Source organism: Caproiciproducens sp. MSJ-32 (assembly GCF_018918055.1).
Lineage (GTDB): Bacteria > Bacillota > Clostridia > Clostridiales > Clostridiaceae > Clostridium.
The window spans coordinates 1-20,858 of the sequence record NZ_JAHLPS010000066.1 but is presented as its reverse complement, the minus strand read 5'-3'; the positions used below and the strand labels follow the sequence as shown (position 1 = coordinate 20,858).

General features: G+C 30.9%; 21 protein-coding genes. All 21 read left to right on the top strand.

The genetic code is table 11. The features are described 5' to 3' along the window. The first annotated feature begins 127 nt into the window (after positions 1-127). Positions 128-652, top strand: a complete 525-nt coding sequence (locus KQI16_RS07605) for a type III toxin-antitoxin system ToxN/AbiQ family toxin (protein WP_216433295.1) — start codon at positions 128-130, stop codon at positions 650-652. Between the two features lie 77 nt (positions 653-729). Further along, on the top strand, positions 730-1,053 hold the full coding sequence (locus KQI16_RS07600; RefSeq protein ID WP_216433293.1) for a tail assembly chaperone: 324 nt from the start codon (positions 730-732) through the stop codon (positions 1,051-1,053). Positions 1,054-1,100: 47 nt separating this feature from the next. Beyond that, positions 1,101-1,247, top strand: coding sequence for a hypothetical protein (locus KQI16_RS07595; RefSeq protein ID WP_216433356.1), 147 nt, complete (start codon positions 1,101-1,103; stop codon positions 1,245-1,247). A gap of 12 nt (positions 1,248-1,259) precedes the next feature. After that, positions 1,260-3,323 (top strand): phage tail tape measure protein, encoded by a 2,064-nt coding sequence (locus KQI16_RS07590; RefSeq protein WP_216433291.1) that lies wholly within the window; start codon positions 1,260-1,262, stop codon positions 3,321-3,323. Continuing rightward, complete coding sequence (locus KQI16_RS07585; RefSeq protein ID WP_216433289.1) at positions 3,323-4,027, top strand: distal tail protein Dit; 705 nt, start codon at positions 3,323-3,325, stop codon at positions 4,025-4,027. The genes KQI16_RS07590 and KQI16_RS07585 overlap by 1 nt, the downstream gene beginning before the upstream one ends. Continuing rightward, positions 4,027-5,931, top strand: a complete 1,905-nt coding sequence (locus tag KQI16_RS07580) for a phage tail spike protein (protein ID WP_216433287.1) — start codon at positions 4,027-4,029, stop codon at positions 5,929-5,931. The genes KQI16_RS07585 and KQI16_RS07580 overlap by 1 nt, the downstream gene beginning before the upstream one ends. A 12-nt stretch (positions 5,932-5,943) precedes the next feature. Then, entirely contained in the window at positions 5,944-7,101 is a 1,158-nt protein-coding gene (locus KQI16_RS07575) for a hypothetical protein (protein ID WP_163195591.1), read from the top strand. An 11-nt stretch (positions 7,102-7,112) separates the two neighbouring features. Then, positions 7,113-8,801: a hypothetical protein gene (locus tag KQI16_RS07570; RefSeq protein WP_163195592.1), complete on the top strand. Its 1,689-nt coding sequence runs from the start codon at positions 7,113-7,115 to the stop codon at positions 8,799-8,801. A 16-nt stretch (positions 8,802-8,817) separates the two neighbouring features. Beyond that, positions 8,818-9,228 (top strand): phage holin family protein, encoded by a 411-nt coding sequence (locus KQI16_RS07565; protein ID WP_011838206.1) that lies wholly within the window; start codon positions 8,818-8,820, stop codon positions 9,226-9,228. After that, complete coding sequence (locus tag KQI16_RS07560; RefSeq protein WP_216433284.1) at positions 9,221-9,706, top strand: HNH endonuclease; 486 nt, start codon at positions 9,221-9,223, stop codon at positions 9,704-9,706. The genes KQI16_RS07565 and KQI16_RS07560 overlap by 8 nt, the downstream gene beginning before the upstream one ends. Positions 9,707-9,725: 19 nt before the next feature. Beyond that, a complete protein-coding gene (locus KQI16_RS07555; protein ID WP_216433282.1) occupies positions 9,726-10,397 on the top strand; it encodes an N-acetylmuramoyl-L-alanine amidase in 672 nt (223 codons plus the stop codon). 107 nt (positions 10,398-10,504) lie between these two features. Further along, positions 10,505-11,794, top strand: coding sequence for a recombinase family protein (locus KQI16_RS07550; RefSeq protein ID WP_216433280.1), 1,290 nt, complete (start codon positions 10,505-10,507; stop codon positions 11,792-11,794). Continuing rightward, positions 11,739-13,067 (top strand): recombinase family protein, encoded by a 1,329-nt coding sequence (locus KQI16_RS07545; protein WP_216433352.1) that lies wholly within the window; start codon positions 11,739-11,741, stop codon positions 13,065-13,067. Before KQI16_RS07550 ends, KQI16_RS07545 begins: the two co-directional genes overlap by 56 nt. Positions 13,068-13,317: 250 nt before the next feature. After that, on the top strand, positions 13,318-13,539 hold the full coding sequence (locus KQI16_RS07540) for a hypothetical protein (protein WP_216433278.1): 222 nt from the start codon (positions 13,318-13,320) through the stop codon (positions 13,537-13,539). Between the two features lie 139 nt (positions 13,540-13,678). Beyond that, entirely contained in the window at positions 13,679-15,388 is a 1,710-nt protein-coding gene (locus tag KQI16_RS07535) for a hypothetical protein (protein ID WP_216433276.1), read from the top strand. A 52-nt stretch (positions 15,389-15,440) separates the two neighbouring features. Further along, positions 15,441-15,917 (top strand): stage II sporulation protein M, encoded by a 477-nt coding sequence (locus KQI16_RS07530; RefSeq protein WP_216433274.1) that lies wholly within the window; start codon positions 15,441-15,443, stop codon positions 15,915-15,917. Between the two features lie 14 nt (positions 15,918-15,931). Then, positions 15,932-16,564, top strand: coding sequence for an ATP-binding cassette domain-containing protein (locus KQI16_RS07525; RefSeq protein WP_216433272.1), 633 nt, complete (start codon positions 15,932-15,934; stop codon positions 16,562-16,564). A gap of 176 nt (positions 16,565-16,740) precedes the next feature. Continuing rightward, entirely contained in the window at positions 16,741-17,151 is a 411-nt protein-coding gene (locus tag KQI16_RS07520; protein ID WP_216433269.1) for a hypothetical protein, read from the top strand. A gap of 133 nt (positions 17,152-17,284) precedes the next feature. After that, a complete protein-coding gene (locus KQI16_RS07515) occupies positions 17,285-18,367 on the top strand; it encodes an efflux RND transporter periplasmic adaptor subunit (protein ID WP_216433267.1) in 1,083 nt (360 codons plus the stop codon). Beyond that, a complete protein-coding gene (locus KQI16_RS07510) occupies positions 18,357-19,055 on the top strand; it encodes an ABC transporter ATP-binding protein (protein ID WP_216433266.1) in 699 nt (232 codons plus the stop codon). Before KQI16_RS07515 ends, KQI16_RS07510 begins: the two co-directional genes overlap by 11 nt. Further along, entirely contained in the window at positions 19,043-20,227 is a 1,185-nt protein-coding gene (locus KQI16_RS07505; RefSeq protein WP_216433264.1) for an ABC transporter permease, read from the top strand. The genes KQI16_RS07510 and KQI16_RS07505 overlap by 13 nt, the downstream gene beginning before the upstream one ends. Positions 20,228-20,858: the final 631 nt, after the last annotated feature.

The window sequence follows — 20,858 nt, the reverse complement described above, 5'->3', positions numbered from 1 at the left end:
GGTTAAACCCCAACCATAAAATGGGGAGTTGAAAAAGCCGGTAAAACCTCAGCCGTATAATTGAGGAGTTAAAAGAGTATGTAGAGTAGCCAAGTTGCTACTCTATTTTAATGTCAGGGGGATTAAAATGGGTAACAGAATTTACATATGTTCAATTACCAATCAATATGTAGAATACTTGAGGAATTTTGATGATGTGGTTAGAGAAAATAAAGAGGAAAGAAGAAGATATATAGGTGTTGTATTTGAAATAAATAATCAAAGATATTATGCACCGTTATCATCTCCTAAGAATAAATATGAAAAAATAAGTGAAAAGGCTCCTGACATTTTTAAGATTGATAAAGGATATTTAGGTGTTATAAATTTAAATAATATGATACCTGTACCAGATAGTGAGATAATTAGAATAGATATAGAGAGTATAAGCGATGAAAAATACAAAAATTTATTAAGAGATCAGGCTAAATTTATAAATTCAAATCATGAAAAGATAAGAAAAAAGGCAAAAGTGTTGTACAGTATAGTAAAAAACAATGCAAATTCAAATCTTAAAAAAAGATGTTGTAACTATGAATTATTAGAAGTAAAATGTAGAGAATATGAAAATATTGTTTCAGTTGAAGAGGTTGCGGCAACAAAGGAAGTATAGCTTATAATTATTGGTATGGATTTACCCTAAATGGTAAGTCCTTTTTTATTGTCTAAAATTAGAAAGGAGCTGTTACAGTGAAAGCATCAGAACTAAAAAATAAAGGAATAAAGTTTAAACTCAATGATAAAGAATATGAACTCAAATTTGATATGAATACCTTCTGTGAATTGGAAGAGGTCTATGGTGATATCAACAAAGCCTTTGAGGATTTACAGAATAGAAAGATTAAAGCAATAAGAGCTCTGATATATTCAGCAATTAAAGCTGAAGATGAAAGTGTTACTCTTAAAGAAGTAGGCAGAATGCTTACTTTAAGTGATATGGAGAGATTAGGTACAGCTATTAATGAAGCATTGGTGATAGCAATGCCGGAAGTAACTGAAAACATGGGGGAATAGAAAGCCACACTGATTCCGAAGGATGGGATTGGGAGTGGCTTTTCTATTTGGGAACAAACCTATTAAAAATGACTGAGGAGCAGTTTTGGGAAAGTACACCTAAGAAATTACAAGCACTTTTCAATGTATACAAAAGAGTAAATGGAATTGAGGAAGAAGAGGAGCTTGATTATATAGATAATGTTATTTTCTAGGGAGGTGATGTGATGGCGGCAGATGCAAGTACAGTTGTAGCAAGAGTTGGTCTTGATGATAGAGGCTTTCAAGAAGGTGTAGCTAAAATCCAAAGAGGGTTAAAGTTAGTTCAAAGTGAATTTGCAGCAGCTAGTTCCAAACTAGGTGACTTTGGTAAATCTGAAGAAGGATTAAGGCTGAAAGCAGATACTTTAAATAAACAGATAGAACTTCAAAAGGATAAGGTTGCAGCATTAGAAAAAGCATACCAAAAGAGTGTAGAAACAAAAGGCGAAGATGCAAAAGCAACAGAAAACCTGAAAATTAAACTAAATTATGCTACGGCAGAACTAAATAAAATGGAGCAAGAGCTAAAAGATACAACAAGGGAATTAAAAGAAAAAAGTTCTGCATGGTATAAATTATCCCAAAGCATGAATAGTGCAGGAGATAAGATGAAGTCAATAGGAGATAAGATGTCATCAATAGGCAGTAAACTTACAACATCAGTAACGCTACCGCTTATAGGAATAGGAACTGCTGCAACAAAAATGGCTATGGATGCTGTAGAATCTGAAAACCTATTTGAAGTTTCAATGGGTGCTATGGCAAATGATGCAAGAAAGTGGTCTGAGGAAACATCAAAGGCCCTTGGACTTAATGCATATAATGTAAGAAAAAATGTAGCAACATACAATTCAATGCTAACAAGTATGGGATTAACATCACAAGAAGCATTAAAAATGTCAGAAGGGCTTACTAAGCTTTCCTATGACATGGCCTCCTTTTATAATTTAAAACCTGAAGAAGCTTTTGAAAAGTTAAAGGCCGGAATATCAGGTGAAGCAGAGCCATTAAAGGCTTTAGGAATATTAGTTAACGAAAACACTATAAAAACCTATGCATATACCCACGGAATAGCAAAACAGGGTGAGGCATTAACTGAACAGCAAAAGGTGATGGCAAGGTATGGCGTAATTATGGAATCAACTAAAAATGCTCAAGGTGACCTTGCAAGAACTATGGACTCACCAACAAATAAATTAAGAGTTATGAAAGAGCAGGCAGAGCAGCTTGGTATTCAGTTTGGACAGATTCTAATACCAATTTTAGAAAAGCTAATAGGAGTAATTAAGCCTTTGATGGACAAATTCCAAGGCTTATCAAAGGAACAGCAGCAGATGATTGTAAAAATAGGTTTAATTGTAGCAGCAGTTGGACCAGTTATAGGGATAATAGGTAAGGTAATAAGTATAGCAGGAACACTTTCAACAATTATAGGTAGTGTGTCAGGGGCTATGTCTACAGCAGGTGGTGCATCAGCAGTTTTAGGAAGTGCATTTACTGCATTAACTGGTCCTATTGGAATAGCAGTTATGGCTATTGCAGGTATTACTGCAGTTGGAGTTTTACTTATTAAAAATTGGGATAATATAAAAGAGTCTATAAACAGTCTAAAAGAAAACATTACATTAAAATTTAACTCAATAAAAGAAAATATCTCAAGGGTATGGGAGAATGTGAAAAATATAACTACCAATATATGGAATAATATAAAAAATTCAATAAATGAACATGGTGGAGGAATAAAAGGAATAATTGGAGGCTATATAGATGTATATAAGGCAGTTTGGGGAAAAGGCTTTGAATATATGAATAACACAACAGGTGGAAAATTAGGTGAAATTTTTGAGAAAATAAAAAGTATAGCAAACTCTATAAAAGAAAAATTATCTGATATGTTCAATTTCAAACTACCTAAAATAAAACTACCACACTTTTTTATAAAGGGTGAGTTTAGCTTAAAGCCACCAAGCGTTCCACAACTTGAAGTTAATTGGTATGCAAAGGGAGGAATTTTTAACAGACCTAGCATTATTGGTGTAGGAGAAGCCGGAACTGAAGCTGTTCTTCCAATTGACAGGCTTGATGAACTTATGGCAAGGGCAATTGAAAAAGCAAAAGGAGGAAGTGGCAGCGGATTAACACTTCATATAGAAAACTTCATTAACAATACAGAGAAAGATATAGAGCAGCTTGCTTATGAACTTGAATTTTACAGGCAGAGAGTAGCAATGGGAAGGGGTGGTGCTTAATGCTTAGTTTTAATTTCGGCGGTAAAAACAGTTATATTGATTATGGCATTATTATTTCTAAAAGACCATCCCTGCCATCACCTAAAAGAAGAGTATCATATATAGATATTCCGGGTAGGGATTCAAATTTAAAATATGATGAAGGTACTTTTGAAGATATAACTATTACAGTTGAGTGTACTGTGAAGGGAAATAAAATCTTAGAGCAGCTTGATAATATAAAGGCGTGGCTATTTGGAGCGGGAGAAAGTGATCTAATATTTAGCTTTCAAGAAGATAAAAAGTATAGAGCACAGGTTGTAAATAGCATAGATTTTAGGCAAGTTTTCAAGTATACCTCGCAATTTCCCATAATATTTAACTGCAAGCCTTTTAAATACGCTGTGCAGAACAACATTTTTACCATAACTCAAAGTGGAACTTCAATAATAAATCCGGGAACACTTAAAAGTGAACCAATAATATCTGTTTATGGTTCTGGGAAGATAAGCCTTAAAGTTAATGAAACTACTGTGGACTTAAATGATATAACAGGAAAAATCATATTAGATTCAGTCATTCAAGATGCCTATAATGATGCAGGAGATAACTTAAACAGTAAAGTAAATGGTGATTTCATAACATTAAAAACAGGTTCTAATAAATTTGATTGGACAGGTAGTGTTTCAAAAATAGAAATTGTTCCAAATTGGCGGTGGTTATAATGATCTATGTATATGATAAGAAGACAAGCAGAGGAAACTTTGACAATAATGGGCTTGCTGTTTTAGATGAATGCCTTATGGCTGAGATAAATGAAGAGTTAAATGGAGATTATAGTTTAGAAATTGAATACCCTGCTCAATCTAAAAAAGCACAGTATTTAGAGGAACTCAATATTATTAAAGCTGATGGACAGCTTTTTAGAATATATAAAGTAGAGAGAACACAGGATAAAATAAGTAAAGTTAAGGTATGGGCAAGACATATATTCTATGATCTTGCCTTTTATTTTATAGAATCAGCAAAGGTGCTTAATGCAAATATGAAAGAAGCTCTTGAAGCAAGCATACCTCCGGAACTTCAAGGGTTGTTTTTATTTAAGGCATTGGAAGAAAATATAGCACCTTTTGCTGTTAAAGAGGTTAATGCAGTAGATGCTATTTTTAGACTTATTGAAATTTATGGTGGAGAACTTTTTAGAGATAACTTCAATATAGAGATAAAAGAGTCTATTGGTGAAAATAACGGAATCTTAATAAAATACGGCAAAAACATAAAAGGAATGAAGGTTATAGAGGATACCAGTGAACTAGCCACAAGAATATATGCAGTAGGAGCAAATAATTTATTGCTGCCAGAAAGATATATAGAAGTCGAGGGAGAAAGAGCAAAATTACTTCCCTATCCCATAACCAAAAGGGTAGAGTTTAAGGAGTGTAAGGATGTAGAAAGCCTTAGAGCAATGGCAGAAGAATATGCTGAAAAGGCTGCAAGTCCAAAGGTATTTATAACAATAGATTTTATGGAACTTAGTAAAACAGAAGAGTATAAAAACTATAGTCATCTTACTAAGGTTTGTGTTGGTGATTTTGTAAAGGTGAGAAATGAAAAGATAGCTGTAACTACTGATTTAAGAGTTATAAAGAAAAAGACAGACCTTATAAATCCTATAAATACAAAGATAGAGCTTGGTGATCCTTTAAACACAATTATTGAAAAGCTGGATACCAGTAAGCTTTTAGAGGAAATAAACAGTGCTGTAAGCGGTACTTTAAGCAGTGTAATAATCAAGAAAAACAGCGATACGCTGACTATCAGCACAAGCAGTTATCCAGCAATGATTATAGGAATAACAACAAAAGCAGATACAAACTTAAATTGTAATATCACTATGACTGGAAAGGTAAGTGCAGACTGCACGTTAACAATTCTATTTTCTTTAGATGGAAAATACTACGATTTTAAACCAATTCAAAAGTTAGCATTAGGAGATAATGTTATAGGATTGCCCCTTCCAATGCCGCAGGTAACAGCAGGAGACCATACTTTTATGGTAGAGATGAAAGTTTCAAATGGAATATTTACCATTGAAAAGAATAACCTGCAGGTAAGTATTGAGGGAAGAGATTTAGAGGGAGGACTTAGTGCAAGTATACCAAGGGCAGAGATAGTTTATACATTCCTTTATAATTTGTTCAATATCAAGATTGGAACATACAGTTTTAATACAGGACACAGTTTTAAGTATTATTTAGACAACAATGTGAGTGGAGTAGATAGCTATAGTCTTGAGAATTTCAATACAAGATTTAATATTGCTGCTATATCTCATGGAGACCCAAAGTTAATCTTGAATGTAATGGGAATTATAGAAGAATTTAATAACAGTAAATCAAGCAGCTATGCTTTTGATGCCGACTGGGTTGAGTTCAGTTCTGATTACGATAAAAACAAAGATGGAACCTATGACTTTTACAATAGAGCTACTATAAAAGAACCTGTTTTAAAAAGAGAAGGCGGATATATTGAGGACTTAGGAAATGGCGTAATTTATGCTGCAAATGTGCGGGATACTACACTTTATAAGGATTTAATTGCAATAAATGCATATCTTAAGCAAGGTTAGGAGGAGATGAGAATGCCAGTTATAAATCAAATATCCCTTCCAAAAGGAAATGCAGGAATGACACTTTATGGTACAAGAAATGATGATAGTACAGTAACTCTTCCTGATATAGGCTTTAACTTTAATTACAATGGTTCAGCCGTAAGACAGCTGTATACAAGCGGTAATACCTGGGTAGGTTTTGGGGCATCATCAGAACATCTTTGCATTAACAGAAGAGATGCCAGCTATAACAATCTTTATTATGCCAGTGAAGTAGAATACAGCACGAAGCTTTTCAGAATAAGGTTTGAAGGAAACAGTTACTATGGAAGCTGGGGCAGTAATGATCTTATTTGGGAACTTTCAGTATTTGAAACTGGAGTAATAAGGCTTGTTATAGAGAAGATACCCAATAACGGCATAAACAGCTTTAATAACCCGGGAATAGGAACGCAGACTTTAGTTTTATCACAGGGAAAGTCATATATTTTCACTCCAGCTGATTTATCAGGTAAAAATTACACAGTGCAGGAAGGTTCATATATTCCATGCATAACGAAATTTCTTATGGTGGATAGTGAGGGAGTTAAAAATTATCAAGGCAGCACTTGGACTAAAATTGGAGATTTACCTCTTACAGAAGAAATGTTTAAAACCTACGGCGTTGATACTCTGCCTGCATCCATGGCAGGGCTTTCAGGGACTTCGCCAGCTCTTTATATCTATACTGACAATCCAGACATTAAAACCAACAAAAACAGCAATAGATTTTTTATTGAAAAGACAGTATCAAGTAAGCCGAAGGTAATTATTCAAAACTATGATTTTAATATACATGATGGAAAAACCATAAATAAACTTGAAGCTGTCGTTCAATACACAAAGAAAGATTCAAATCTAAATGACGTTACAACCAATGGAAAGATAAGAATAGCCTTAAGTGTTGATTCGGGATTAAGCTGGTTTACTTATAATTTAAATACCTCAAGCTTTGAAAATATCGATATTACAGATGCTGCGGCATTTCTTACAAATGGCTTAAATCCTTCAATATTAACAAGTATAGATTATACAGCTTTAAATAATTTGATAAGCCAAAACAGAAAGCTAAGGTTTGCTTATATTTTAGAAAAACCTACATTAAATGATGTGTGTAAATTAAGGAAGATAAAAATTCTTTACAACTGAGGGGTGATGATATGTTTATTGAAGGACAATCTTATGAAAGTGTTGCTTACAATAAAGATTTGCTTTCAGGTGAGATTTCTGAAAGTAAAAAGAGTAAAAGGCAGAGAGGCATTAAAGGAAAGGTCTTATTAGAACTTTTTAATGCAGAAACTAAGGAGAAAATAAAAGAGGCATACACAGAAAACTTAATACCAGATTTATATTTTAAAGATACATTTTTAGGACATTTTGTTCAGGGAATAATGGGTTCTGGCAGTAACAGAAGGTGTGATAATTATAGCTGGTTTGAGTATCTTTATCTTACCGACAACGATAAACCAGAAAATGCTAATGAGCAAAGAATTATGGGAAATATTATAGGCTTTGCTCATAGAAATACTACTTACTCTGGAAATGATACAAGGCGAGGAACTATAAATAGAGCAGAATCAAAATTTGAAGTTACAGATTCTAAAATAAAGATGAATTTTGTATTTGACTTTCCAACCCATGCGGCAAATGGGAAAATTGAGAGCATCTACTGGGCCGAAGGTGACCCAGACAATAAAGATTATTTTTATTTGGGAACTGCAATCTATGGAAGGGAAACAGCTGATTCAGATTATGCTGTATATAATACTACAAACCCTAAGAGATACTGGGCGGTGTATACTTTATTTTCTTATGCAAGAACTATAAAATTTACAAGTCCAACAAAGGGATGGATATTAGCAGATTCAAGGGATACAAGCTTAACACAGTCAAGCTATATTCAATTTCCAGACAACTTAAAAGGACACTGGCTTATGATTCCATTTGATATAAATACAAATGATGTTGTGTTTTGGGATAAGGTTGTTAAACTTTTAAATTCAGAAGGAAATGCATTAACTATAGATAGCAATAATGCAGTAAGAAAATACGATGGACTTAGCCATGTCTGCCCGTATATTCAGCCAGATGGAGAGCTTGTTTTTATTGGGTATTACCTTTACAGCATAAATAGTGAAAGCTATATGAGGATATATAAATGGACAAAGGTTGGAGTGCAGTTAAGCTACGTTGATATAAATATGAGCCAAAGTTTTAAGGATACAGCGTATAATATACCTTTCACATATAGAGTAGTTTCAAGTGATGGTGTGTATCTTGACGGCTGTATTGATATTGTTGGATATACTTCAAGAACCGATAGCCAGTTTAACGAAACAGTTTATACAAACCGATGGATTAGAGTAGATTCAGCAGGCAATAAGGTTCAGGATATGAATATCAAGCCCAAGATAGGGAACAGCATTTGGTTTGGTAGTAAGGGAATGGACAGCGGAAATATTGAAAGAAGGTGTTATATTTACGGTTTAAATAGAAGTGCTAATAGAGTTTATCTCTATTATTATGGTACTCAAGGTGGTACAAGCTTTTATCAAGTTATAACTCCTCAAGGTAATTTACTGGAAGCCTATAAAATGTATTTCAGTTTTCCTAACAATTACAACTATTACTACTACCATAATATCCTTGGTACTGACAGGTGGATAAGCAGATACACTTATGCTTATAACAACTATGTTCAATTATGTATTCAAGCTCTTTTAACAAGCAGACCTATTGGAGCACATACCAAGCTTGCACAGCCTGTTGAAAAAACTGAAGCAAATACAATGAAAGTTCAGTATATGTTTGAGGTAGATTTGATTAACTATGGAGAAGATTTTTATTAGAGTGGAGGGATTTACAGTGAAAAATTCAATTAATTTTATTCAGGCAGTATTTGCTGCCATTGGCGGCTATATTGGCTGGCTTTTAGGAGGGGTTGATGGCTTTATGTATGCACTGATTACCTTTGTTGTAATTGATTATGTAACAGGTCTCATGGTAGCAGTGCTGGAAAGAAAGCTGTCAAGTGAGGTAGGATTCAGAGGGATATTTAAGAAAGTTTTAATTTTTGTAATGGTGGGCATAGGAAATATAGTAGATGTTCATTTGATTAAAAACGGTAGTGCGATTCGTACTGCTGTTATTTTTTTCTACATTTCCAATGAAGGAATAAGCATTATAGAGAACTCTGCTAAGATAGGCTTACCAATACCAGAGAAACTAAAGGATGTTTTAAAACAGCTAAATAAGGAGGATGATAAGGTTGACTAAGATAAAAAGATATTGTCAATGGTGTGATGATGAGTTCTATGTATATAAGTCCCAAATACGAAATAATGGAGGTAAATTTTGTTCAAAGTCGTGTAGGATGTCATATAGAAATAAAATAGATAATCCAGCTTGGCAATCAGAAGTTAGATTAAAAATAAGTGTTAATCATGCAGATGTATCAGGAAAAAATAATCCTATGTATGGAAAGAAAGGTTCTTTAGCACCTAGTTATATAGATGGACGCAGTTTCATCTCAGGTGATGTCTGGCGTAGGATAGCACTTGCAAATAAGCCTAAAAGATGTGAAGTTTGTGGGAAAGAAGAAGAAGGTAGACGTCTGCACATTCATCATAAAGATAAGAATAGAAATAATAACAATTTAAATAATCTACAAGTTGTATGTGCTAGATGCCATAACAATATTTTACACCCAAGGAGAAGAGATTCCTTGGGTCGTTTTATTGAGGGGGTGGTTTAAATGCCAAGGATTATAATGATTGATCCTGGCCATTAACGGTGGCCAAGATTCAGGGGCAGTATATAAGGGAAGAAAGGAAAGCAATGATGTTCTAAGCATAGGCAGAGCTGTAGCAGCAGAGGTAAGAAGGCATGGAGTTACAGTTGATGAAACAAGAACTTCAGATGCCACAGTAAGCCTTAATGAGAGAAGTGCTTTTGAAAATAGGAATAACTATGATTACTTCATTTCTTTTCATAGGAATGCTTATGATCCAGAAAAGGCAAAAGGTGTTGAAACATACACATATTTAAATGGAGGAGCAAAATCAAAAGCATTAGCACAAAGGATACAAACATCACTTGTAGCCTTGGGTTTTACAGATAGAGGAGTTAAAGAAGCAAACTATCATGTGTTAAGAGAAACCAAAGCACCAGCAGTTCTTGTGGAGATAGGTTTTATTGATAATACAGGAGATAATAATCTATTTGATTCAAAGAGAAATGAAATAATAAAGGCATTAGCAAAAGCAATCTTAGCACAAGTAGGAGTTGATTACATTGAACCATCAGTATCAACACAGCCAGCAAGTGGACAAACTCTTTATAGAGTTATGGCAGGTTCTTATAAGTCAAGAGAAAATGCCGAAAAGCAGGTGCAGAAGTTAAAGGCAGCAGGCTTTGATGCTGTAATTATGATTTTTAATAAGTAGCTGTTACTTAAGGTTTTAGGTAGCGGTTTTTCTTTTATTTAGCTTGACTTCTATCACCTTTAGAGTGATGTATAGTAGTACCAAATTGATAGAAGGGAGGAGATATAATGCGTGTTAGGATTATTGAACCTGTAAAAAATCAGGAAAACAAAAAGAAAAGGGTTTGTGCCTATGCAAGGGTTTCAACCGGCAGTGATGTTCAGGGTGAATCTTTAGAAAATCAGATTCAATACTATGAGAATCTGATTTCAAATAATCCTGATTACGAATATGCAGGTGTGTTTGCTGATAGAGGAATTACCGGAACTACAGATAACAGACCAGAGTTTCAAAGAATGCTTAATCTTGCAAGAGAAGGAAAAATAGACTTAATCATTACTAAATCTATCTCGAGATTCGCAAGAAATACAGCAATAATGCTTCAAGTAGTAAGAGAACTAAAGGACATTGGTGTAGAAATAATATTTGAAAAAGAGAATATCAAAACTTTATCAGGGGATGGAGAGCTTATGCTGACCGTCCTCTCTTCTTTTGCCCAGGAAGAAAGTAAAAATGTCAGCGACAACTTAAAGTGGAGGGTAAAGAAGAAGTTTGAACGAGGGGAGCTGATTATAAATACCAGAAGGTTTTTAGGATATGATAAGGACGAATACGGCGATTTAGTTATAAACCCTAAAGAAGCAGAAATAGTTAGAAGAATATTTGAAGACTACTTAAAAGGCAAAGGGACATTTACTATAGCAAAAGAATTGAATGAAGAAAATATTCTTACTGTTGCAGGTGGCAGATGGCAGGAAAGTACAATTTTAAATATCCTCAAGAATGAAAAATACAAGGGAGATGCCATACTTCAGAAATATTACACTCCAGACCATTTGAGAAAAGTGAGTGTAAGAAATGAAGGCGTAATTGACAGCTACTATATTGAAGATAATCACTCTCCTATAGTTTCAAGAGAAATGTGGGAGCAGGTTCAAATAGAAATTGCAAAAAGAGCAAAAGCAAAGGGAAATAAAGCAGGAGATACAAAAAAATATACCAATAGATATCCATTAACAGGAATGCTTTACTGTAGTAAATGCGGCTCTACTCTAAGAAGAAGGACTTGGAACAGCAAATATTCATGTAGAAAGATTGTATGGCAGTGCAGTAATTATATTAAAAATGGAAAGGACGCCTGTAGTGGAACATCAATTGATGATAAGGTTATAAGCAGGCTTAATATAGAAGAACCAATAATTATAAAGGAGGAAGTTAAGGATGGCAAGAAATATTACAGTTATACCTGCAAGAGCAAACAGGAGCAATTTAGCAGAGCAATTACAGCCACAGAAAAAGAGAATGGCAGCTTATTGCAGAGTATCAACAGACCAATTAGAACAGTTATCAAGTTATGAAGCACAGGTAGCTTATTATACATCCTATATAACAAATCATCCAGATTATGAATTCGGAGGAATTTATGCAGATGAAGGGATTTCAGGAACAAACACTAAAAAGCGTGAGCAGTTTAATAAAATGATTGAGGATTGCAAAGCTGGAAAAATAGATATGATAATAACCAAGTCTATATCAAGGTTTGCAAGAAATACACTTGATACTTTAAACTACGTAAGACAGCTTAAGGAATTAGGTATTGGAGTAATATTTGAAAAGGAAAATATTAATACTTTAGATTCAAAGGGAGAAGTACTGCTTACAATCCTCAGCTCCCTTGCCCAAGATGAATCAAGAAGTATAAGTGAAAACTCCACATGGGGAATAAGGAGAAGGTTTGAACAGGGAAAGCTTCATATAAATCATACTAAATTTTTAGGCTATGATAAAGATGAAGAAGGTAACCTTGTAATAAATGAAAAACAGGCTAAAATTGTAAGAAGAATTTATAAGGATTATCTCGATGGTAAAGGCCCTAATAGAATAGCTAGAGAACTTGAAGAAGAAGGTGTTCCTAACTGGAATGGGAAACCTAAGTGGTATGAAAGCAGTATAAGAAAGATTTTAAGTAATGAAAAATATAAAGGTGATGCACTACTTCAAAAGACTTACACCATTGATTTTTTAACCAAAAAAAGAGCAGTAAACAACGGAGAAGTTCCAATGTATTATGTAGAAGAAAGCCACCCTGCTATTATAGATAAAGAAATGTGGGAAGCTGTACAGCTAGAGATGGAGAGAAGAAGAGCCTTTGCAGAAAAATATAACATTAGTAAGCTTGATTATGCAACAGTTGATAATCCTTTTGCTGGAAGAGTTATATGTGGACACTGTGGCAGTGCCTTTGGACGAAAGGTTTGGAATTCTACTGATGAAAGGTTAAGAAGGGTTGTTTGGAGATGTAATAATAAGTACAAAGTTAAGGGGAAAAAGAGCTGTGAAAATAAGCACATAGATGATAAGGTTTTATATCAAGCTTTTGTAAATACCTTTAATGTTATGGTGGATAATAAGGATTATTTCATTGAGATGTGGAAGGATAAACTAAATAGTGAGAATGTATTGGTAAGATACAGAACAAAGCAGTTTATGGGAATTTTAGCTGATGCAGAGATAGTAGAGGATTTTGATGTAGATATGTATTTTAGATTGGTAGAGAAGATGACAGTGTTTGAAGGTGAGAAGATAATAGTTAGTTTGCTTGATGGGACGGAGATTGAGGTTGTAATTTAATAAAGGATTAAAAAGAGATAGTTGAGGTGATATAGAGTCACTTCGGGTGGCTTTATGTCTATGTCGTATTATGTAAAATAATGCATTATAGAAAACATGGATTTATATGCATGCATATGTATATAATTGTTATGGAAATTATATGAAACATATCTTATTATTACAAAACTTTCCTCAAATTTTAAAGGACAAGCATAATAGTGTTCTTTAAATTGAGATATATAATTATTTAGGGGAGGAGGTTGTTTAATTGTTAAAAATTATTGAAGTCCTTGGTGTAAGCTGGGGAACAGGAAATCTAATTTATGATTACCTAACAGGTAGTGCTTGGTGGGCATGGATGATTGATGCAGGATTTCTAGTAGCTGGTATTGTGAGTGGAGGAGTTGCTGCATTAATGAAACAAGCTGTAAAGATAGGACTAAAGCAAGCAATAAAAGGTTTAACTAAGAAAGCTGCAATTGCTCTTTAATTCCAAAATAAATCAAATTATTTAACAATGTAATAATTTGATCAATAGCTTGAAAATTTGAATATAGATAACTATACTAAATTTATAGTTATCTATATTCGACATTATGACTGTTATAGAACTTAAAGTAGGTGATATCATGAGTATAGTAAACGGATTAAGATTATATATTAGTCTGTTTTTTTATATAAATAAAAATTATTTTTATGAAAAGTTTAAATTTCTTAGTACAAGCTATAAAACAGATAAAATACTTTATGGAATTTGGTATTTTACAAAGGGTTATGCTACATTATTTTTATCAATGTTTTTAGTAACATATGTAATAAAGGTTCCGTCATTAAATATTTTTATTGTTCTAATTCCGCTATTGTCTATATTATTAAAGATAGACAATAAAGACTGGAAATTATTTAATAGAAATGATTTCATAATAGAGATTCCAAATGAGAAGGAACGGTTTAGAGTTATTTTATTTGGTAATATGTTTATAAATCTTATTTGTGAAAAAAATATAATAGTATTATTAGTCATTTTAGGTGAGGTGTCAAATTTTAGAGCTTATCAAATAGCGGTGTTAATTATAATGTATCTTATAACATACATAGCAATACTTTCAGCATGTTTTATGATACAAATTGGTGATGTAAAAATTAAACGATTATTTTCATGTTTCAGTTATATATTTGAAATGACTACAATCACTATTGTAGTTTATTGTATCATAGATTTTTTTATTAAATTATTTATCACTTTTAGTTTAGAATTGAAATCTAAGAATATTATACCTAGTTTATTTGAAAATATAATAAATTCTTTGAATCGGGTTGGGAATTTGATAGTTGACAAGGGTATATATTTAATTATTGGAGTGTTTATTTTTGACATTATTACAATTTTTATTACTTTAACAATTTTAAAAAATATGGACAGTAAATACAATAATAAAGAAGGTTATCAATATCGTGTTAATAACTTTTATCTGCTAAGCTTAGTTAGAAAGATTGCCTTTAAATTTTTAAATTTAGATAATTTTAATAAAGCTATGATAGACAAAGAATTTTCACTTTTTGCTTCAATATATAAATTCAATTTTAAAGATTATTTTTATATATTTATCTTAGATAGATCTTTTGGATTCCTAATGGCTGTAATGTTGATATTTTTAAAGTATCCTTTTAACAACTACTATGTAGTTATGTTAATACTTTCAGCAATGCTATTAATTACAGACATAAATTCAGCAACCGGCGTTAAGATGATTGTAAATTTATCTTTCATTGCAGACTATAATACTTTAATAACTGCAAATACGTATGGATTGAAAATTAATAAATTATTAAAAACTAAAATATTATTTTTTTATATAATGAAAGCATTCTCTTACGTTTTGTTAGTGGGAATTATTTCTGTATTTTCGTTAATGCTTGGAGCTCCAATTTGGTTCATAATACTTTTGATTTTAGAACTTATATTAATTATTGTGTTTATGCCTAAGGTATACATAACCAATAACCTTATATATACAAGAATGAATTACAAGAATTATGATAAGTACTTAGATGAAACAAAAATATTAGAGTATGGTATTAACGAATTTTATCCTTTAAACTTAATGTTTAGAATACTAAGTCTAGTATTAATATTTACTATAATAATACTGTTACTGTTTAAAAAATTGAGTATTTTAATAGTAATAATAAATATATGTGCTGTAGAAATATTTACTATTGCTTTTACATACTTAGTAATGGAGAGAATCAGAAACAATATTTTGGAATTTGTTGAAAGGGGTAATTATTCTGCAGACTTTACTAAAATATTCAAAAAATCTAATAATAAGAAATAAAAAGATAGTAATAACTACAGTAGCTATTTATATACTATCCTTAATAGGTATTGTGACAATTACATTCCAAACAAATATCAGCAAATTGCCCGATGTATCTCAGGTATATGAAAAATCTGTTAGCTTTACAAAGGTATTTACAAGTAATACAGTATTGGTTACTCAAAATATTTTTTTAGGATTAATAACATTAGGTATTTACGGAGTATATATTTTAGTTCAAAATGTAATTGTATTAGGATTAATATCAAACTCGTTAATTGCTCATTCAATGACTCCATATGTTTATAAAATGATTCCACATGGAATAATAGAACTTTTAGGAATATCATTTTCAGTAGTTATTCCGTTTGTGATATACATTCGTGGATTTAACTCTGTTGTTAAAGTGATTAAAAGAGAGGAAAAAATCCTGAGTGCATTAAAAAAGATGGGGGTATTCATAATAAAATCTATTAGCTTCTTAGTTATTTTGTTTTTTATTGCAGCAGTTGTAGAAGTTATAGTTTCAAGAATAAAATTTATATGATTAGGGGGATAAGAATGGCGTGCTTAATTGAAGTGAGAGATTTAACCTTTGGTTATGAAGATATTCCAATTTTAGAGAATTTAAATCTTAAAGTTAACAATGGAGAAATTTTATTAATTGAAGGAGATAATGGAGTTGGTAAGACCACTTTATTAAAATGTATTGGGTCTATAGTAAATGGAGGAAAGAACATTTATTTTGAGGGCAAGCACTTGTTAGAACATAAGGATCAAATAAAAAATATTTCGTTTGTTATGAGCGAGGATACACTATATGAATATCTAACTGTTGGCGAAAATATTAAATTTTATAAAAATTTATTTAGTGAAAAGTCTAGTTATGATGAAAGAGTAAAAGCGTATATACAACTTTTTGATATAGAGCAATATTATAATGTACTAGTTAAAAATTTATCCCAAGGAACACGAAATAAACTATATCTAGCAATAATGCTATCAAAGAATTTTAAATCTTTGATTTTAGATGAACCATTTACAGCATTAGATAAAAGTACTCAAGAAAAAATCATATCAAAAATTAAGTTTGAGGCAATGAACAATAATAAGAGTGTTATTATGGTGACTCATATAGATGAGTTTAAAAAAATTGCAACAAGAAGAATTACTATTCTGAAACATGCAAACTGAGTACAATAATAAATAAAATAGCTTATACAAGGAGGGAAATAAATGAGTTTTAGAGTAATGTTAAATGTAATATTACTAGTTGTTGTAGTTGTAGTTTTAGTATTCTTAAATAAATCAAAGAAAAAATAAACAATTAAAAACTTTATTTAGAAAAGTAATTATAATTGGAGGATTTTATGGAAAATAGTAAAAGTGAAAAAATAGGTAGTGGAATATTAATTGTATCAATTCTACAATTAATAGGATCGATATTAAGTATTTTGGGATATATTAGCATTATTTTAATGAGAGACCAGATTAACAAATTAAATACACTAGCAGGGAATGAACAAATTACAAATGGACAAATATTTATATTAATAACTATTACATTAGTAACTGTTGTAGGATTGATATTGATTTTAGCTAAAAAAAAGTTAGGAATATATATATATTACAGTAGTATTATAACTAATATAATTTGCAATATCATTGTGAGTGGGATTAATTTATTAAATATAAGTCTATCATTAATACTACCAATATTAATGATGATTTTTATAATTAAAAAGAAATATGTTTATAGGATAGGAGCTAATATAGATTAATAATATAATTGGTGTACTATAATAAGTAGTTTATATGACTACCATGTGTTCTTTTGAATCATAAATTATTAATTTGGTTTGACTTTTTCATATATAATGTGAAATTTTTATGATTAGGATGGAGTGTAATTAATTGAGAAAAAAAGTAGTAATTGGTATTATTGTAACATCGTTTAGCATACTGTTAGTATGCCTTTCTTTTTATTTAAAGAATAATAGTTCAGCTAAAAATAAAGATAGTAAATTAACAGTGTTTAAGATACAGTCGTCAGAAAAAACGTTTATAAATGGTATTATAATTCCGGAAAATAGTAAATATATATACCTCGATTCGACCAAGGGAAGTGTACATAAGATTAATGTTAATAATGGACAAGTAGTTAAAAAAGGTGATATTCTTTTTATTTATAAAAATGAGCAAGTTATAGAACAGATTACTCAAATAAATACTCAAATAAATACTAACAAAAATCAGAAAAAAAATCTTCTTAGTAAAATTGGGGAAGTTAAAAAACTAAATAAAGTGGATTCATTAGCTACGAGTATTGAAGCTCAAACAGAAGCATATGAAGAACAAATAGCATCAATTAACATTCAGATAAATTCATTAGAAGAACAATTAAAAACAGTAAAAGAGAAAGAATATTATTCAGTTATATCCCCTATTGATGGAATAGTTAATATTAATACAGATGAAAAGAACTTAACATCACCTTTTATAATAGTTGAAAGTAGTAATTTGTATGTTAGTGGTATTATAAGTGAGAAAGAACAGCCTAAACTTAAAGCAAATCAAATAGCGGATGTTCTTGTACTATCTACAAATAAGAGCGTAAAAGGTAAAATAATATCAATAGGTAATAGACCAGTTGATACAACTGCGAATGCTAATAATCTTAAATCTGGAGGCACAAATATATCAAATTATGAAGTTAAAATAGCTCTTGATTCTCAAGAAAATTTAACTAATGGGTTTCATGTACAAGCAACAGTGAAACTATCAGAACAACCAATGAAGATTCCTAAAAGTGCGATTATACCAGAAGATTACAAATATTATGTATTTAAAATTGTAGATAATAAGCTACAGAAAGTAGAGATAAAATATGAAAACTCTGACTCGAATGAAGTGACAGTCAAAGAAGGATTAAAGGAAGAAGATAAAATAATTACTAATGCATCAAAGGATATGAAAGAAGGTGATTATGTTGAGTAAACTTATAGAACTAAAAAGTATAGATAAGTTCTACAGGTTAAAAAATGATAATCTTCATGTTTTAAAATCCATAAACTTAACCATAGAAAAAGGAGATTTTTTAATAATAATGGGTAAATCTGGAAGTGGAAAGACTACCCTGTTAAATCTTTTAGGATTACTTGATAGTTTTGACAATGGTACATATATTTTTAATGGTAAAGATGTAACAAACCTAAATGAAAATGAAAAATCTGAACTTAGAAATAAATATATGGGTTTTATTTTTCAACAATTTCACTTGATAGATGCTTTTAGTATAGGGCATAACGTTGAATTACCATTACTTTATAAAGGCAATGTATCAATTAAAGAAAGAAACAGTAAAATAGAAAAATACCTTGATATAGTTGGGTTACTGAATAAGCGGAATGCATTTCCATCAGAGTTATCAGGAGGACAGCAACAAAGAATTGCTATTGCTAGAGCATTAATAAATAATCCTTATGTTATCTTTGCAGATGAGCCTACTGGAGCATTAGATAGTGAAACTAGTGAAGAAATAATGGGTATATTAAAAAAACTTAATGAAGAGAAGAAAACTATAGTAATGGTTACACATGATGAGGAATTAACAAAATATGCAAATAAAGTAATTCATATAAAAGATGGACAAATAATAAAGGTGGATGAAAGATGTCTCTTATAAATTTAATTAAAACTTGCGTTTATAGTTTAAAATCACATAAACTTAGAGTGTTTCTCACCATGATAGGGATAATAATAGGAATAAGTTCTGTAGTGACCATTCTTTCAATTGGGAATGGGCTTAAAGTAGAAGTAAATAAATCGGCACAAGATACAAATGCTAACAAAATAAATATTTATTATGTAGATGAAAACACTAATATTGATACTAACTTAATTGAACCTTTTAATAAAATTGATATAAATTCAGTTGAAAAAATAGATGGTGTTCAAAAAGTTGAGAGAAGTCAAGGTGGTTTTGATGGTATGGATTTTACAACTGTAGAAGCAGAGTATTTTAATAGAAAAGCAATGATATTTTTAGATAGTTATGTGGATAATAAATTAGGTATTTTATATGGGCGTACATTTAGAAAAGATGAAGAAGGTAAAAATTTAATTGTATTAACCTTTGAAGCGTCAAAAAAATTATTTGATAGTCCAAAAGAAAGTATCGGACGCGGAATAACTATTAATGGCATTAACTATGAAGTAATTGGAGTTATGGAGGAATCTAGTAGATTTTCATTAAGTGGTAACGTAAGCTATATTTTAAAAAGTGCTTTTAGCGAAATGAATATTGATACACCTATAGATAGTATTGATATTTATATTAAACCAAATAGTAATAAAGATATAATAATTGAAAATGTTAAAAAGGAACTAAAAGTTAATCATATGGAATTAAAGGGAGAGTATAAGGTTCAAGATCCACAGGAGATAACTAAAGCTTTTGAAAAAATAATTGGAGGCCTTACTACTTTTATAGCTTTTGTAACAGGAATTTCTCTATTTGTTGGAGGAATTGGAGTTATGAATATAATGTATGTATCAGTATCTGAACGGAAAAGAGAAATTGGTATAAGAAGGGCTATTGGAGCTAAACCAAGGAGTATATTACTTCAATTTCTTTTTGAAGCAATTTTAGTAACAGGTGCTGGAGGTTTGATTGGTATTTTAATGGGATACTTATTTGGTAAAGTAGCAGGTATTTTTATGCCGTTTTCACCAGTTTTAACTTTAGGTAGTTTTATAGGAGCAACACTTACTTCTGTTATGGTAGGCATAATTTTTGGAATAATTCCTGCGTACAATGCATCAAAACTCGAGCCTATAAAAGCAATATATAAATAAGTATATTTGAGAAATTTATATAATTATTTATATATTGGTTTCTAGAACGTAGAGGCTGTAAATATTTTTGTGTATTCTTATTTTCTTCTTAGAAATAATTGATAACTTGAATATTTAATTGATTTTTAATTTTGTCTAATAATGTATATTTGTAGTGAGCGAATTATTTAGCTCCTATGTATATTATCTCCAATTAGTGGTAATAATATACATAGGCCAAATAATTTTTTAAAGGAACTTTAGTATTAGGAATGTAAGCGTCAAAAATTAAGTACCTAGATAGCATATCTTCTCACTGATAAACTTATTTCATAAGATTATTATTGGGAGGGTAACTATGTCTAGAAAATTAGATAATGCAACTTTGGAAGAATATATTAATAAATTTGATGCCTGTAAAGGAACAATAACTGTTAAAGATTTTTGTGGTATTATAAATATATAAAATAAAATCAAAAGAGGTACTTATGAATCACGAAATTTTAACCAATGAACTTGATGAAGCTACTAAATTATTAATAAGTAAAGTTGAATTAATGGAAGAAGAATTAAGTGCAAAGGATAAAGAAATCCAGCAACTTAAAAATGAGATAGCTTTCCTAAAAGGTATTATATCTAATAAAAATAGAAA